This window comes from Streptomyces sp. NPDC043861 (assembly GCF_056435905.1).
In genome coordinates, this window is the sequence record NZ_JBWKDP010000005.1 from 474,459 (window position 1) to 488,605 (window position 14,147).

The following is a 14,147-nucleotide window of genomic DNA, read 5'->3' on the forward strand; positions in this document are numbered from 1 at the left end:
CGGGATCTCTTCCTGCTGACCGTCGACGCAGGGTTCGTCCCGCCCGTGGTCGGCCACCCGTTCCAGGTCGACGTCGTGGACGTCGCTGCGCTCCGGCCGGGCATCCGGGCACGGAGTCCGGCCGACGGGCCCGGCACGCCCCGCCCCCCGCCTCATTCGCCGGCCGGGCGCGGCGGCCCGGGGTGTGGACGGCCGCCGCCCCTGGGAGAGCGGCGGCCCTTCCGGTCTCAGTCCTGCGGCCTCTCGGTCGCCAGCAGCTCCCGCAGCTCGCCGATCGCCTCCCGGAGCCGGTCGGCGAAGGTCCACATCTGGTCCGCCACCGCGAGCGGCGTGCTCAGGTAGAGGTTGAAGCGCTCCGGCAGCAGCACGTAGGCGACGCCGATGCAACGGCTGCTGGTCGAGCCGAAGCCGAAGTACTGGATGTGGTGGGAGGGTGCCGAGCTGGTGCTCAGATAGTCGTCCCGCATGGTCAGCCAGCCCGGCGTCCGGTAGAGCGCGGGCTGTTCGGTCACCCCCAGTTCCGCCCCGCGCCGCCGCTGGATGAGCTCGAGCTCCCACAGATGCTGCTCGGGCGCCTGACCGGCCTGGCACTCCTTGGCACGGGCCACGTGCTTCGCGGCAGCGGCCCGGAACGCGGCCCTGCGGGTGTCCGCGTCCGCCGACGGGTCCTCCATCGCCGCCACGAACTGCTGCATCTCGGGCGTGACCACGCGCATCGCCTCGGTCCGCCCGTTCCGGTACTGCCGTGTGGCGATCGACTCGTACGTGGCGCCCAGCAGCCCCTTGGCACGCTGATGGGCGAGCTGGTAGGCGGCCTGGACGAACGCGTCCGGCGACATGCCCAGCTCCTTGGCCGTGTTGCTGCCGAAGTCCGCGAACGACATGGTGCTGGTCGCGGTGTTCTCCCCGTACGCGGCGAACTCCTCGGCGGCGGTGCGCACCTGGGAGCGCAGCGCGTCGTCCAGCTCGAACACGATCGGCTCCAGCGCCGGCAGCCCCTGGGAGCGTGCCCCGGAGCGAAGGGAGTGCTCCGCGGCAGGGGTGCTGAGCAGGGCGTCGGTGAAGCCGAGAATGGTGGTCCCGTCAAGCTCGCAGTGCTCCACATTGATGCCCGCACGGCCGTCGGCGAACACGATCAGGGTCAGCGCCTTGTCGAACCACCGGTTGCCGCGGTCGCCGTGGAGCAGCTCGTCGCAGGCGTCCTGGACACCCTCGGGCGCGAAGTCCTCCAGGCAGACGCAGAACAGCGCGGTCTCTACGTCGTCGAGCGCGCCGGCGTTGCCCGGGTGACAGGCGAGGAGGGATTCCCGGGCAGCGGCCCACTCCGCGCGGGCCATGGTGGTGAGATGGCCCACCGAGCTCTCCGCCGCGGACGGGTCCGTACCGGCCTTCATCACGGCGCACAGCCCGGCTTCGAGGTCGTCGAGGCTGTGCGGGACGCCGTCCGCGCCGAGCACGTCCATCCGGAACATCGCGCCCTTGAAGAACACCACGATGTGCCGGGCCGTCGACGGACCCGGCCATCCCTCGCTGTAGGGGGCTCGGACGGTGTCCTGACGCGCGCCGGGAATCCGGGTGGTGGAGAACAGGTAGGTGTTCTGCACCATCGACTGCGGCACTCCGCGCTGCACCACGGGCGGAATGAGTTCGTGATCGAGCTGCCGCTTGTAGTCGAGGGCTCCGGCGATGAGCCCGGCCGCCCGCTCCACCTGTGCCTGGCCGGAGTCCTGGAACAGGAAGAAGAAGTTGGCGTTGAGCGCGATCCGGTCCCTGCGGCCCAGATATCGGTACGGCCAGAAGGTGTCGAGCCAGCTGTGCACGCCCTCCGAGGCGTCGTACTCCTCCAGCGCCGCGTGAAGGACCCGTCCGGGGCCGTCGGGTCCGAGGAAGGCGGCGATCTCCGCCTCGGTCTCGGCCCGCTCGGCTCGGGTCAGCAGCGGTGCGCACCAGGCGAGAAACCTCTCGCAGCTCGCCTCCAGTGTGGGCAGCGGCACGCGTGGAAGGGCCTCTTCCAGCGAGAAGGTGGTGCTGTCTGGTGCACCCTGACTGTTGTTCAATTCCGCTCTCGATTCGGCTCGTTGGAATCCGGGGTGTCATAGGGCCGGGACAGGTGGAGCTGTGCGTAGAGCCAGCCTTCCGCTTCCAGGCCCCGCGGATCCACTCCGGCTGCCGCCATCGTGTCGAGGACACGGGCCTGCTCCTGCGGAGAGGCGAACCGCCGCTGTCTGAACAGCTCGTCGACACGGACGGTCCGGTAGCCCAGCGCGGCCAGGGCCTGCTCGACGGGATCGAAGGGGAACATCCGCAGCACGAAGTGCGCCATCCATGGCCTGCGGCCGCCCCGGGCCTGGACGACCCGGGTCAGGGTCCGCTCGGTGACGTAACCGAGGCAGCCCGTCGAGATCACCAGGTCCACGCCCGAGAGCTGGTCCCGCTGCCGGGCTGTGGGCTCGTGGTTCTCCAGGTCGGCGTGCACCGCGTCGTCGAGGAAGCCTGCCTCGAGCGCATAGGACAGGGCACTGGACGAGGCGTCCAGACCGATGAAACGGATGGGCTGGGCGGGCCGGCGGGACCGGGACAACTCCCGGTCCCGCGCCACCAGGTCGGCGCGGCTCATCCGTTCGTGTCCCGTGTCTCCTGTGCCTTCCGTGTCCGCGTAACGCGCGTACAGCTCGTCCAGGGTCGCGTCGTACTTCACCAGGGCGGCATTGATCCCGTACGAGCAGCCGATGTCGAGCACGGTCGGCTCGGCGACCTGCCGGGCCTCCCGGTATTCCTTGACGAGTTTCGCGAAGTAGGGCTTGGCCTGCTGCGGCACGCAGTAGCCGAGCGGTCGCAGCACGCTGAAATACGTGCGCGGATCGGGCTGGCTGTAGATGTCGTCGAGCGAGACTTTTCCGGTTGCGTCGAAACGCACAGGGCTTACTCCTCCGTGGATCGCATCGTGGGAAAACCGCCTACGCTGCACGCCCTCGGCGCCCGCTAGTCCAGCAGTCGGTCGCCCCGGACGGCCCGGCCCTCGGCTGCCAGGTGCTCGGGCCGTACCCGGCCGAAGAGCTGCCGGGTCCGTGCCACGCTCCCGATGACGCCGGGGTGCTCGCTGTAGGCGAAGATCGCGGACTGCCGGGCGGCCTCGCCCCGCACGGGGCTCACCCGGTGCAGCGAATAGCGGCCCTTGAACAGCTGCAGGTCGCCGGGCTGCAGCGGGAGCCGGTGGATCAGCCGCTCGCCGTGGCCCTCCAGGACGTCCCGGACGTCGTCGAAGTGCTCGTCGTGCGCGGTTCTGATGTTCGGGCAGTACTCGAAGTCGCCACCGAGCTGCGGCTGCCGGGTGAGCATGCTCACGGTGAACTCATTGGTGTCGAAGTGCCAGGGGTGCTCCATTCCGGGCGCGACGACGTTGAGCACCAACCCGGAGAGCGGATCGGCCAGCTCGTGCAGCTTCGGCAACCCGAAGCAGCGGGCGACGAAGCGCTGGAACCCTCCGTCGGTGTAGAGCCGGCTGATCAGGGAGTTGACGGGAATACGGTCGCGCGCGACGAAGGCGTTGCCCCGTTGGAAGGTCTTCCGGCCGGGGTGTTCCTCGGGCAGGTCCGTGTCCAGGGCGATGTTGTAGACGTTCACCGTCTCCACGTCGAAGTGCGCCCCGGGGGCAATGGCCGAGCACTCCTGCTGCAGGACATCGCGGAACGCGGGCCGGATGAAGTCGGCCAGCACGGTGCAGCCGACGGTCAGCAGCTCCTGCCGGGCGCGGGAGAGCACGGCCCGCCCCTCGGCGCTATCCGGTTCGGACAGGGGATAGCGGTCTGTGTCGACCACCTGGTCAAGCGTCATGGTTTCCAGAGCGCTCATTCGATCCTCTCCACGTGCGGGCAGATCGTTCCGACCGGACGGCCGCGCGGGCTGACCGTGACGCAGGCGGTCCCGAGCGGATCGCCTCGATCCGCCCGCCGTCCGGACGTCACCGTCGGCTGTCCAGCAACTCCACTGAGGAATAACACAGTTGAAGCTCCCACGGTGGTGCCCGCCCTGTCTGTGACCCGTCGCACTGCACCCTCGAGGGCTGTGTGACCGGGGCGGGCCGCCCGGCGCCTGGGTGATTCCGCCATCGGGCCGTGCCCAAGGAGCGGCCGCCCCGTGCCGCCGGCCCCGCCCTCGGGAGCTCCGCGTCCTCACCGGCTCCGGGAGCCGGCGCGGGGAGCGTGCAGTCGTCCCTGCCGCGCTCCGGCTCCCGGTGACGGCGCCGTGAGCCGTGGGAACAGGCGGGCGCAATCTAGACTCCGGATGCGGATCAATCACTCATACCGGGGCATGGGCCCCAGTCCGGAGGGGCTGCTCGATGACCGAAGTGCCGGTGACGGGTGCACTCGCCGCCGAGGCGTATGTGTACGGATATCCGCTGGTGTACGAGCTCACGATGGCCGGGGCCGGTGTCCGCAAGGGCGTCAGGGGGCTGCCACCGTCACCGTTCAACACCTTCGCGCACGCCAGGAAGCTCGCGGACCACCACGACAGTGTGGTGTCGGCCAACAACGACGTCGTGTCCTCGGTCGCACAGCTCGATCTCTCCGGCGGCCCCCTGGTGCTGCATGTGCCGGATACCGGCGGTGCGTACTACGCCCTGCAGTTCGTGGACGCATGGACCAACAACTTCGCCTACGTCGGCACCCGTGCGACCGGCACCGACGAGGGCCGGTGGCTGATCGCGCAGCCCGGCTGGGCGGGCCGTGTCCCCGAAGGTGTGCGCGGGGTCCTCGACGCACCGACGGCGGTCGTGTCGGTCATCGGACGGTGGGCCTGCGACGGGCCCGGGGACCTGCCCCGGGTCACGGCCCTGCAGGACGGGCTGACGCTCGAGCAGCTCGACGCAGCCGTGCATCCGACGGGGCTGCCGACCCCGGAGCCGGGCGTTCCCGAGGCATTGGGGTTCTTCGAGAAACTGCGGGTGTGGCTGGGCGACTTCCCGCCCTCGCCGGCGGACGCCGGGTACCAGGAGCGCTTCCAGCCGCTCGGTCTGATGGAGGAGGGACCGTCGCCCTATGTGAACCCCGAACCCGGGCTGGCGCAGGCACTCAGGGAGGGGTTCACCGAGGGCCGCGCGCTGATCGAGGAGGCCGCCCGGGAGCGGCGGGACGCCGGACCCGGGGAGTGGCTGCTCGACCCGCATGCGCTCGACTACAACCTGGACCACTTCGGGGTCGGCACGCTGGACTCGCCGCAGTGGAAGGTGGAGGACCGCGAGGAGTCGTATCTCGTACGGGCCGTGACGGCGCGCACCATGCTGTGGGGAGCCCACGGCTACGAATCCGTGTACGCATCGGTCGACACGGACTCCTGGGGTGAGCGGCTGCACGGCTCCAGGACGTACACCCTGCGCTTCGAACAGCCGCCGCCCGTCGGGTCCTTCTGGTCGATCACCATGTACGACGCGCCGGACCACTACCTGGTGGCCAACCCGCTGGGGCGGTATTCGATCGGCGACCGGACCCCCGGCCTCGTGTACGGAGACGACGGATCTCTGACGCTGTACATCCAGTGCGAGCAGCCGGCCGACCCGGACGAGGCCGCCAACTGGCTGCCCGCCCCGCCCGGTGACTTCCGGCCCGTGGCGCGTCTGTACCGCCCCGAGCCGGCCGTACTGGAGGGGAGTTACCGGCTGCCGCGGATCGAACCGCGGCAGCCGCACCGTGGGTGACGCCATCGGCCCGGGACGTCGTCGTCCCGGGCCGGGCCCGGCGCACGGGCGGCTGCCACGAAGTGGCGGCGTTGCCCGGTTCCGGGGCTACGGAGCCACGCAGCTAAGGAGCCACGGCGTCAGTCGGCGTAGTGGATCAGGGACCGGACCATGCTGCAGGTGGTGTTGGACGGCGGATGGATGCCAATGCGTTCGGCGGTCGTGCGTATCCGCCGGTTGCTGGCGTTCGCGGGGTGGTAGACGCCCGTGTCGAGCAGGGCGATGGCGAGGCGCATGGCCTTGAGCCGGCGGTTGTGCGACTCGTACCACTCACGCGGGAGCCCGGCGGGAAGGGGCTTCTTCTTCAGTTTCGCCGGCGACTTCGCCGACGCCGGGACGGACCTCGGGCTCTGCTTCGACCTCTGCTTCTGCTGCGGCACCGTCGTGATTGCGGCAACGGCCATCGGCGACCTCCTGGCGCGGTGGTTGGACCCTCACGAACTAGTTCGATTTTACCGCCGACCACTGACAATCGCTGCTGGCCAGAGGGCATTTGAGGGGCACGTGGGAGTACTGTGGCGGGATGGAGATCTGGATCAATCCCGCGTGCTCGAAGTGCCGCAGCGCACTGCATCTGCTGGACGAGGAGGGGGCCTCGTACACGGTGCGCCGGTACCTGGAGGACGTGCCTTCCCGGGACGAGATCGGCGAGGTGCTCGGTCGGCTGGGGCTCGAGCCCTGGGACATCACACGGACCCAGGAGGCCGCGGCGAAGGAGCTCGGCCTGAAGGACTGGCCGCGCGACGAGTCCTCCCGGGACCGGTGGATCGCGGCCCTCGTCGAGCACCCGAAGCTGATCCAGCGTCCGATCATCACCGCCGATGACGGCACGGCCGTCGTGGGCCGCACCGAGGAAGCTGTCCGGGACGCGCTCGGGCGCTGAGCCGCTCCCGGCACCGCCCCGTCAGTCGCCGAGGTGCCCGGCGGCGATTCGCCGTCCATCGCTTCCGGCACGGCAGGCGGACGGGTGCGGTGCGTGGCGCCCGGCAGGACCTCCGTCGCAGGAAGGGGAACAGGACCTCCGTCGCAGGACCGGGAGGAAGGGCGCGCGCCGTTCCCTCCTGTGCGCCCGAGGCGTTCACCCCTGGAGCCCCGAGTCGCTTCCGCCGGGCGGCCGTAAAAGAGCAGGTAGGCCCCCACCTGCAAAAACTTAAGTCTCAGTTAAGGAAATGATCCTCCGGCGGTTGAGTGGACCCACGGGGCCTACTCGTACGTAACGGCACACGGAACCGATCCGGCCGCCGTTCACGGCCGGGGACAGGAGCACCCACGTGTCGCGCAAGAAGACCCTCACCGGTAAGAAGAAGATCGCCCTGCTCGCCGGCGCCGCGGCGCTGGTCGGCGGCACTGCGATTGTCATGACCGGGACAAGTCAGGCCTCTGTGGCCTGCGACGGTCTCGCTCAGGCTGTTCGCAACAACGAGAACTTCATCGCCGGTCAACGGGCCAACCCCGACGCCCAGTCGACAGCCCGGATCGCCAACCGCGAAGCGGTGATCAAGCAGATCAAGGTCCAGCAGAAGGCGGCAGGCTGTGCGGAGGGTGCGGGAGACGGCGGCGACCAGGCAGCGGCTCCGGCCCAGCCCCCGGCCGAGCAGCCGCCCGCCGGCAATGCCGGAGGCGGCGGGGACCAGGGCGGAGCCGCCGGCGAGGTCGTCTGCGCCGGATCGACCGTGACCCTCTCCGGCGAAGGCGGCGCCCCCGCCGCCTCCAGCGGCCAGTTCCCCATCGGCACCAAGCTCAAGGTCACCAACCTCGACAACAACAAGTCCACCACCGTCGAGGTCACCTCCCCCTCCGGCAGCTGCGCCCTGCTGAACAACGCCGCCTTCGAGCAGGTACGCGAACCCGGCAAGAACCTGATCCGCAACGCCCGCATCGAGCGCGTCGGCGGCCAGCCTCCGGCCGGCGAGGCGCCCCCGGCCGAGCAGCCGCCCGCCGACAATGCCGGTGACGCCGGAAACGGCGGGGACCAGGGCGGAGCCGCCGGCGAGGTCGTCTGCCCCGGATCGACCGTGACCCTCTCCGGCGAAGGCGGCGCCCCCGCCGCCTCCAGCGGCCAGTTCCCCATCGGCACCAAGCTCAAGGTCACCAACCTCGACAACAACAAGTCCACCACCGTCGAGGTCACCTCCCCCTCCGGCAGCTGCGCCCTGCTGAACAACGCCGCCTTCGAGCAGGTACGCGAACCCGGCAAGAACCTGATCCGCAAGGCGCGCATCGAGCGCGTCGGCTGATCCCCTCGGGCGATCGTGCGCTGAGCGGGCGAAGCGCCGAGTGAACGGAGGGGCGGCTGCCACAGCCGCCCCTCCGCCATGGGCCGGCGCGCCGCCACCGGTCAGTGCCCGGCCAGGGTCTCCGCCTCCGCAAGGATCTCCGTGAGCCGCAGTCCGAACCGCACGTCGCACGCGTGCGCTTCACCGGTGCGCGCCGCCTCCAGCAGCGCATCGACCGCCGAACGGAACGAGCCGGCCGCATCGCTCCACGACGGCATGGCCACAGGCCCCCGCTCCCCGAAGAGCTCGACGCTCGCTCCCGACGCCTCCGGCGGCGCGCCCAGGCCCAGCGTCACGGTGGTCGACGCGCCGGTCGTGTGCCGCAGCGCGAGATGAACGGTGCCGGCCCGGCCGCGCAGCGCCGTCATCCCCGTGACGTCCCCGAGCACGGGCAGCAGCACGGACAGCACATGCGGGCCCAGGTCCCACAGTCCGCCCTTCTCGCGCCGCCATGGCGAGTTCGCGTACGGGCTGCGCGTCGGACCGTCCGCATGGAGCGAGCTGAGCCACTGGGCCCGGGCCGTGAACCAGCCTCCCGCCGCAGCCTGTTCGGCGATCCAGGGCCCCGTCTCCCCTGCGAAGCGCAGCGTGCAGAAGACCACGGACGCGACACCTGTGTCCTGCGCCGCCGTCACGACCTCACGCGCCCCGGCCACCGTCGTGGCCACCGGCTTGTCCAGCACCAGATGCCTCCCTGCCGCTGCCGCACGAGCCGCCAGCGGCGCCTGGACATCGGGGGGCAGGGCGAAAGCGAGGGCGTCACTCGCCTCGATGAGGGCGTCCACGTCCTCGTACGCCGTGACGCCGTGAGCGGCCGCCAGGGCCGAGGCCGCCTCGGCGCGCCGGCCCCACACCCCGCTGAAGACCGCGTCCGGATGGGCGGCGAGCGCCGGGGCCTGCGTGCGCTCCGCCCAGGGGCCGGTGCCGAGAAGTCCGATGCGCAGCTTCGTGGGCTTCGTCATGCCGCCCAGTGTGCACCCGGTGAAATCGGGTGGCACAACGGAGGGTGACGGGTGCTAGGTTGCACAGGCCGGCCGCGGGACTCCGGCGTGACTTCCGAGACCTGCTTCTGACGCAATGATTTCGCCGCTCACGCCCCCATTCCCCGGCCGGCCTTCGGTTGCCTACGGGGATGCACGGGGGTGCGCCATGGCGGACACGCACGCCGATCTCATCGCGGCCGAGGACGTGCTGCTCTTCGTGAACGCCGCGATCACGGCGACCGAGCAGCGTGAGTTCCGGTCCACGGCTCATGAGCAGCAGCTCTCGCTGGGCTTTCTGCACGAGTACGTGCGGGTCAACTACCGGCCGGTGTACGCGGCGGCGCTCGCGCTGGACATCAACCACCACAATGCCGCTCGGATCATCGAGTGGCTGCTGCGCACGACGGCGGAGGCGGACGTACCGGAGAAGGCCGTGGAGGGCCGGCTGATCGCGGCCCGGCTCGCCGTGCTGCCGCCGCAACGGGTGTACCGGCTGTTCGGGACGCTGCGGAACGCCGGTGTCGGCAACCGCCGCACCCGGGCCGTCATGCGTGACTGGCTGGCGGCCCGCCCCGACCTGGCACATGACGCGGTGAAGTACCGCGCAGGGGTGAAGACCGCCGTTCGCCACGCTCATTTCTCCTTCGAGCAGGACGAGTTGGGCGACTTCCTCTTCGCGCCCGGCCGCCGGCCGAAGTACGGGCACCCGTATCTGGACGCCCATCGCCGCGCCCACTACGAGCAGTCCGCGGTGTACGAGCTGCCGTTCACCGTCGCCGAGGGCTTCGCCGCCCGGCACGGCATCCCGCGCGGGGTGTTCCTGGAGCGGATCGCGCCCCGGATGACACGTCTGGAGCGGTTGCGCACCGAGCGGAGCGGCCCGGGCAGCGATCTCACCACCATGCCGCTGACCCGCCTCGCCCTGTACGTCCTGTCGCTGGGCTTCGAGGAGCGTGCGGCGCGGCGCCCGGAGCTGACCGGAGCGCTCCGGGCCGCGGCGCGGCGGGCGGCAGGTCCTTACGCCGGGACATGGGGGCGGGTCGCGGCCGTGCTCGACGACAGCTATTCCGCCTCCGGCTCGGGTGTGAAGCGCCGGCGCCCGCTGGCGGTGGCCCTCGGCGCGCACTTTCTGCTGGAGGCGCTCTCGGGGACGTACACCGCCCTGTGGACGTCGGGCGGGGGCGATCCGCTGCTGGTGCGCCCGTGGGGGCCGACTCCGCTGGGTACACGCATCATCGACGCCCTGGAGACCTCCCCCGAGCGTCTGGTGATCGTGTCGGACGGCTGGGACAACGCACCGCCGGGGCTGGCGGGAGAGGTGCTGCGGGTGTGGCGCACACGGATCGATCCGGACCGGCGGACCGGGGTGGTGCATCTCAACCCCGTATACGACGCGGACGCCTTCGACGTACGGCGGCTGGCACCGAGCGTACCGACCGCCGGGATCCGTGACGCGGAGGATCTGCCCGCACTGGTGGAGATCGCGCAGTTCGCCGAGGGGCGTACGGGCCTCGCCGAGCTGCGGGCGTACCTGGACCGCCGTGTCGCCCGCTTCCTGGAGGACGCCTCCCGCAACGGCGCCTTCCCCGCGGACCCGTGTCCCGAGGGACCGTCGGAGCGGACGGCGTCCCACGGGAGCCCGCTCCAGGAGGCCCCGCGATGACGAGGATCGATCTCGCTGGGCTGACGGCCCGCCCGGCCCAGGTGTGGGGCGGCATCCGGCTGGTCCCGCTGGTGCGCGATGAGCCGGTGGAGGGGCTGCGGCTGCGCGCGGAGATGTACGGCGGCCTCGGAGTCGTGGACGTCGTCCCGCGGACGCAGTACATCTCCTACGTCCCTCACGGGTTCGTCGCGGACTGGTCCGGTGACGGCTCGCAGACGGCTGCGTACGGGACCCGGCTGGGCGACGATGCCCCGGACCGGATCCCCGTGCGCCGTCACCACCGCATGGCCAAGCGCCGTCACGGGGAGAACCGGCTGCGCTTCCTGCCCCTGCACCTCGCCCTGGAGGGCTATCTGGCGCTGCATTTCGGCGGCCCGTCGGTCGTCTGGGACGAGTGGTCCCGGCAGGCGGTGCGGCAGGGGCTGTCGCCGCGCGCCGAGGACGCCTACACGGGCCGTCAGGTCCGCGGACTGGCGGAGGCCCTGCGTGTCTTCGAGATCCATCCGGGGCAGTGCGGGGTCATGGTGTACACGGCGGACGCGCTCGCCGCGGCGTTCGTGGTGCCGCACCCGGACGACTACCGCGCGCTGCACCCCTCCCTGCTGGAGGACCTCTACGGCGAGCTCGTCCATCAATACGCCTACTACGGCGGCCCCGTGCCGGAATTCACCGCCCGGATCGGGGACGGCCGTCGTACGGAGACGCTCGCGGATCTGCGGGCCGCGGCCCATGACCTGGAGCGTGCCTGGGAGGAGGCGCACACGGAGCTGTTCGCCCGGGATCTGCTGGAGACCCCGTACGCCTTCGAGCGGGTCCACCGCATGGGGCCGTTCACCCTGCACCGCTTCCTGCCGCCGTTCCACCGGGCTCAGAGCGAGCAGCACATCGGTGAACTGATCACTGCCCACAAGGGGCGCACGGCCTATCTGAAGACTTTCCGGCTCTCCGAGAACCAGATCCGGCGGGGTCATCTGCTGCGTGTGCTGGCTGCCCACGACTGGCATCCGGGACGCACCGCCGAGGCGCTGGGCAGCAGCTTCTCCGAGCTCGTACGACGGATCCGGAATGCTGGATTCGGCTCGCTGCTCCATGCTCACGCGGTCGCACAGGGCTCACGGCAGACGAAGGAAACCTGAGTAACACGGGGTTCACAATCGAGCAACCGACGGGAAATCCCGTGTTGCGAAGCTGCGCCTCATACCCCGCTGCACCCGCAAAGGATGAGGCCCCGTGACCTTCAAGGCTGAGTACATCTGGATCGACGGCACAGAGCCGACCGCGAAGCTTCGCTCGAAGACGAAGATACTGACGGGTACCGCCGCAGGCGTCGACGACCTCCCGATCTGGGGCTTCGACGGGTCCAGCACCAACCAGGCCGAGGGCCACGCCTCCGACTGCGTGCTGAAGCCGGTCTTCTCCTGCCCGGACCCGATCCGCGGCGGCAACGACGTACTGGTCCTGTGCGAGGTCCTGAACACGGACATGACCCCGCACCCGTCCAACACCCGGGCGCAGCTGGTCGAGGTCGCGGAGAGGTTCGCCGCCCAGGAGCCGATCTTCGGCATCGAGCAGGAGTACACCTTCTTCGACGGCGACCGCCCGCTGGGCTTCCCGGTCGGCGGCTTCCCGGCCCCCCAGGGCGGCTACTACTGCGGTGTCGGCGTCGACGAGATCCACGGCCGTGACGTCGTCGAGGCGCACCTGGAGAACTGTCTGAAGGCCGGTCTGGGCCTCTCGGGCATCAACGCCGAGGTCATGCCGGGGCAGTGGGAGTTCCAGGTCGGTCCGCTCTCGCCGCTCGAGGTCTCCGACCAGCTGTGGGTGGCCCGCTGGCTGCTCTACCGCACCGCGGAGGACTTCGACGTCGCCGCGACGCTCGACCCGAAGCCGGTGAAGGGCGACTGGAACGGGGCGGGTGCGCACACCAACTTCTCGACGAAGGCGATGCGCGAGTCCGAGGGGTACGCCGCGATCATCACCGCCTGCGAGTCGCTCGGCGAGGGCTCCAAGCCGATGGACCACGTCAAGAACTACGGCGCGGGCATCGACGACCGGCTGACCGGCCTGCACGAGACCGCCCCGTGGAACGAGTACAGCTACGGGGTCTCCGACCGCGGCGCGTCGGTCCGTATCCCGTGGCAGGTCGAGAAGGACGGCAAGGGCTACATCGAGGACCGCCGCCCGAACGCCAACGTCGACCCGTACGTGGTGACCCGCCTGCTGGTGGACACCTGCTGCGCCGCACTCGAGAAGGCCGGCCAGGTCTGATCGGTCCCACCCGCTCTTGAGGGGGCGCCCGCCGGAACCGGCGGGCGCCCCCTGCGTTGTCGGTGAGCACTGGCACAGTGACGCACACGCCTGCGATCGACGTGAACACCCGGCCGGGCCGTCACGGAGACGCAGCCGGCCCGGCGGAAGCTGCTGGGGGGTGGAGTTCGCACCGGTGAGCGGCGGGGCGGTCCGGGGCCGTCACGATCCGGCCAAGTACGGTCCGACCTGTGAGAGGGGTCTGCTGCCGCTTCCCTTCGTCTGCTTGAATGGGGGAATGGCCAGACTTCAGGACATCGCGACAGGTCGCAGCGACCTCGAGCCGTTCTGGCCTTCCCGTCAGCACCATGACTTCGACCGGGTGTGTTGCCGCGCGAGGAACGCGTCGGCCCTCTAAAGCCCCCGTCCCTTTCCGGGGTTCAGGCCTTCGGCCGACGCGCACGACGTACGTCTCGTCACCAACGACTCGACGACCTCTCCGCGCGAAAGAGCTGACCTCCCATGGCGAACACCCGTTCCTTCTCCGCTGCGACGGCTGCGAACACCGCGACCGCGCCCTCCGGCACCACCACCGCATCCACGGCGACCGCCGGCCCGACCCGGCATCGGCTGCGAGCCGTCGACCCCGACGAGGTCGTGCATGTCGCGGACTTCCTTCCGCCGGGCGCCACTTGGCTGCCCGCGCCCCAGCACACCCTGCCCACCCTGCCCGGCCGCCCGCCGATGGTCGGGTATCTGGTCCTCGTACCGGCCGACCAGCAGCCGCCCTTCACGGGACCGTCCCTCCTCGGCGTGCCCCCCAAGGCCCTCGAGGAGGAGAGTCCCCGGGCGGACGGCACGGGGCCGGTTCGGATCGACTCCTCCCGGCGGACCGCGCTCGTCGACGGCCGTGAGCTCGATCTCACCTACCTGGAGTTCGAGCTGCTCACCCATCTGGTGTCGCATCCGCACCGGGTGCACACCCGCGACCAGTTGGTGACGACCGTGTGGGGCTACGGGCATGTGGGCGACGGCCGCACCGTGGACGTGCATGTGGCGCGGCTGCGCCGCAAGCTGGGCGCCGAGCACCGCCACACGATCCAGACCGTGCGGCGGGTCGGCTACAAGTACGCCCCGTGACATGACCGCCCTGCCCGGGACCGCCGTTGCCCGGCGGTCCCGGGATTCCTGCCGGTGCGATGACCAGGGTCTTTCGTTTGGATCGGGCTGGATCGGTGAGCGGG

At 70.7% G+C, this 14,147-nt stretch carries 11 protein-coding genes and 2 pseudogenes; 8 read left to right on the top strand and 5 right to left on the bottom strand.

The genetic code is table 11. From position 1 onward, the window contains the following. Positions 1-227 precede the first annotated feature (227 nt). The 3 genes from AC068D_RS15645 to AC068D_RS15655 all read right to left on the bottom strand — a co-directional run bounded on the left by AC068D_RS15645 (position 228) and on the right by AC068D_RS15655 (position 3,852). A complete protein-coding gene (locus AC068D_RS15645) occupies positions 228-2,057 on the bottom strand; it encodes a choline/carnitine O-acyltransferase (protein WP_478823555.1) in 1,830 nt (609 codons plus the stop codon). Further along, complete coding sequence (locus AC068D_RS15650) at positions 2,054-2,917, bottom strand: class I SAM-dependent methyltransferase (RefSeq protein WP_478823556.1); 864 nt, start codon at positions 2,915-2,917, stop codon at positions 2,054-2,056. Before AC068D_RS15650 ends, AC068D_RS15645 begins: the two co-directional genes overlap by 4 nt. Positions 2,918-2,982: 65 nt before the next feature. After that, positions 2,983-3,852: a HalD/BesD family halogenase gene (locus tag AC068D_RS15655; RefSeq protein WP_478823557.1), complete on the bottom strand. Its 870-nt coding sequence runs from the start codon at positions 3,850-3,852 to the stop codon at positions 2,983-2,985. A gap of 487 nt (positions 3,853-4,339) precedes the next feature. Between AC068D_RS15655 and AC068D_RS15660 the strand changes: the two genes are divergently transcribed. Further along, positions 4,340-5,695 (top strand): DUF1254 domain-containing protein, encoded by a 1,356-nt coding sequence (locus AC068D_RS15660; RefSeq protein WP_478823558.1) that lies wholly within the window; start codon positions 4,340-4,342, stop codon positions 5,693-5,695. Positions 5,696-5,814: 119 nt separating this feature from the next. Here AC068D_RS15660 and AC068D_RS15665 read toward each other — a convergent pair whose 3' ends face one another. Beyond that, positions 5,815-6,138, bottom strand: a complete 324-nt coding sequence (locus AC068D_RS15665) for a hypothetical protein (protein ID WP_478823559.1) — start codon at positions 6,136-6,138, stop codon at positions 5,815-5,817. 119 nt (positions 6,139-6,257) lie between these two features. Between AC068D_RS15665 and AC068D_RS15670 the strand changes: the two genes are divergently transcribed. The 3 genes and pseudogenes from AC068D_RS15670 to AC068D_RS15680 form a co-directional block, all read left to right on the top strand. Beyond that, positions 6,258-6,617: an arsenate reductase family protein gene (locus tag AC068D_RS15670; RefSeq protein WP_478823560.1), complete on the top strand. Its 360-nt coding sequence runs from the start codon at positions 6,258-6,260 to the stop codon at positions 6,615-6,617. Positions 6,618-7,005: 388 nt separating this feature from the next. Further along, positions 7,006-7,626, top strand: a pseudogene (locus AC068D_RS15675) (hypothetical protein); the annotation flags it as partial. 3 nt (positions 7,627-7,629) lie between these two features. Next, positions 7,630-7,971 (top strand): annotated as a pseudogene (locus AC068D_RS15680) (hypothetical protein); the annotation flags it as partial. A 101-nt stretch (positions 7,972-8,072) separates the two neighbouring features. On the opposite strand, the gene AC068D_RS15685 reads toward AC068D_RS15680, so the two are convergent. Beyond that, on the bottom strand, positions 8,073-8,972 hold the full coding sequence (locus AC068D_RS15685; protein ID WP_478823561.1) for a Gfo/Idh/MocA family protein: 900 nt from the start codon (positions 8,970-8,972) through the stop codon (positions 8,073-8,075). 187 nt (positions 8,973-9,159) lie between these two features. On the opposite strand from AC068D_RS15685, the gene AC068D_RS15690 reads away from it, so the two are divergent. The 4 genes from AC068D_RS15690 (at position 9,160) to AC068D_RS15705 (ending at position 14,043) form a co-directional block, all read left to right on the top strand. Continuing rightward, on the top strand, positions 9,160-10,656 hold the full coding sequence (locus AC068D_RS15690) for a hypothetical protein (protein WP_478823562.1): 1,497 nt from the start codon (positions 9,160-9,162) through the stop codon (positions 10,654-10,656). Next, positions 10,653-11,792, top strand: a complete 1,140-nt coding sequence (locus AC068D_RS15695; RefSeq protein ID WP_478823563.1) for an ARPP-2 domain-containing protein — start codon at positions 10,653-10,655, stop codon at positions 11,790-11,792. Before AC068D_RS15690 ends, AC068D_RS15695 begins: the two co-directional genes overlap by 4 nt. Positions 11,793-11,886: 94 nt before the next feature. Continuing rightward, a complete protein-coding gene (glnII, locus tag AC068D_RS15700; protein WP_478823564.1) occupies positions 11,887-12,924 on the top strand; it encodes a glutamine synthetase in 1,038 nt (345 codons plus the stop codon). A 501-nt stretch (positions 12,925-13,425) separates the two neighbouring features. After that, on the top strand, positions 13,426-14,043 hold the full coding sequence (locus AC068D_RS15705; protein ID WP_478823565.1) for a winged helix-turn-helix domain-containing protein: 618 nt from the start codon (positions 13,426-13,428) through the stop codon (positions 14,041-14,043). Positions 14,044-14,147 lie beyond the last annotated feature (104 nt).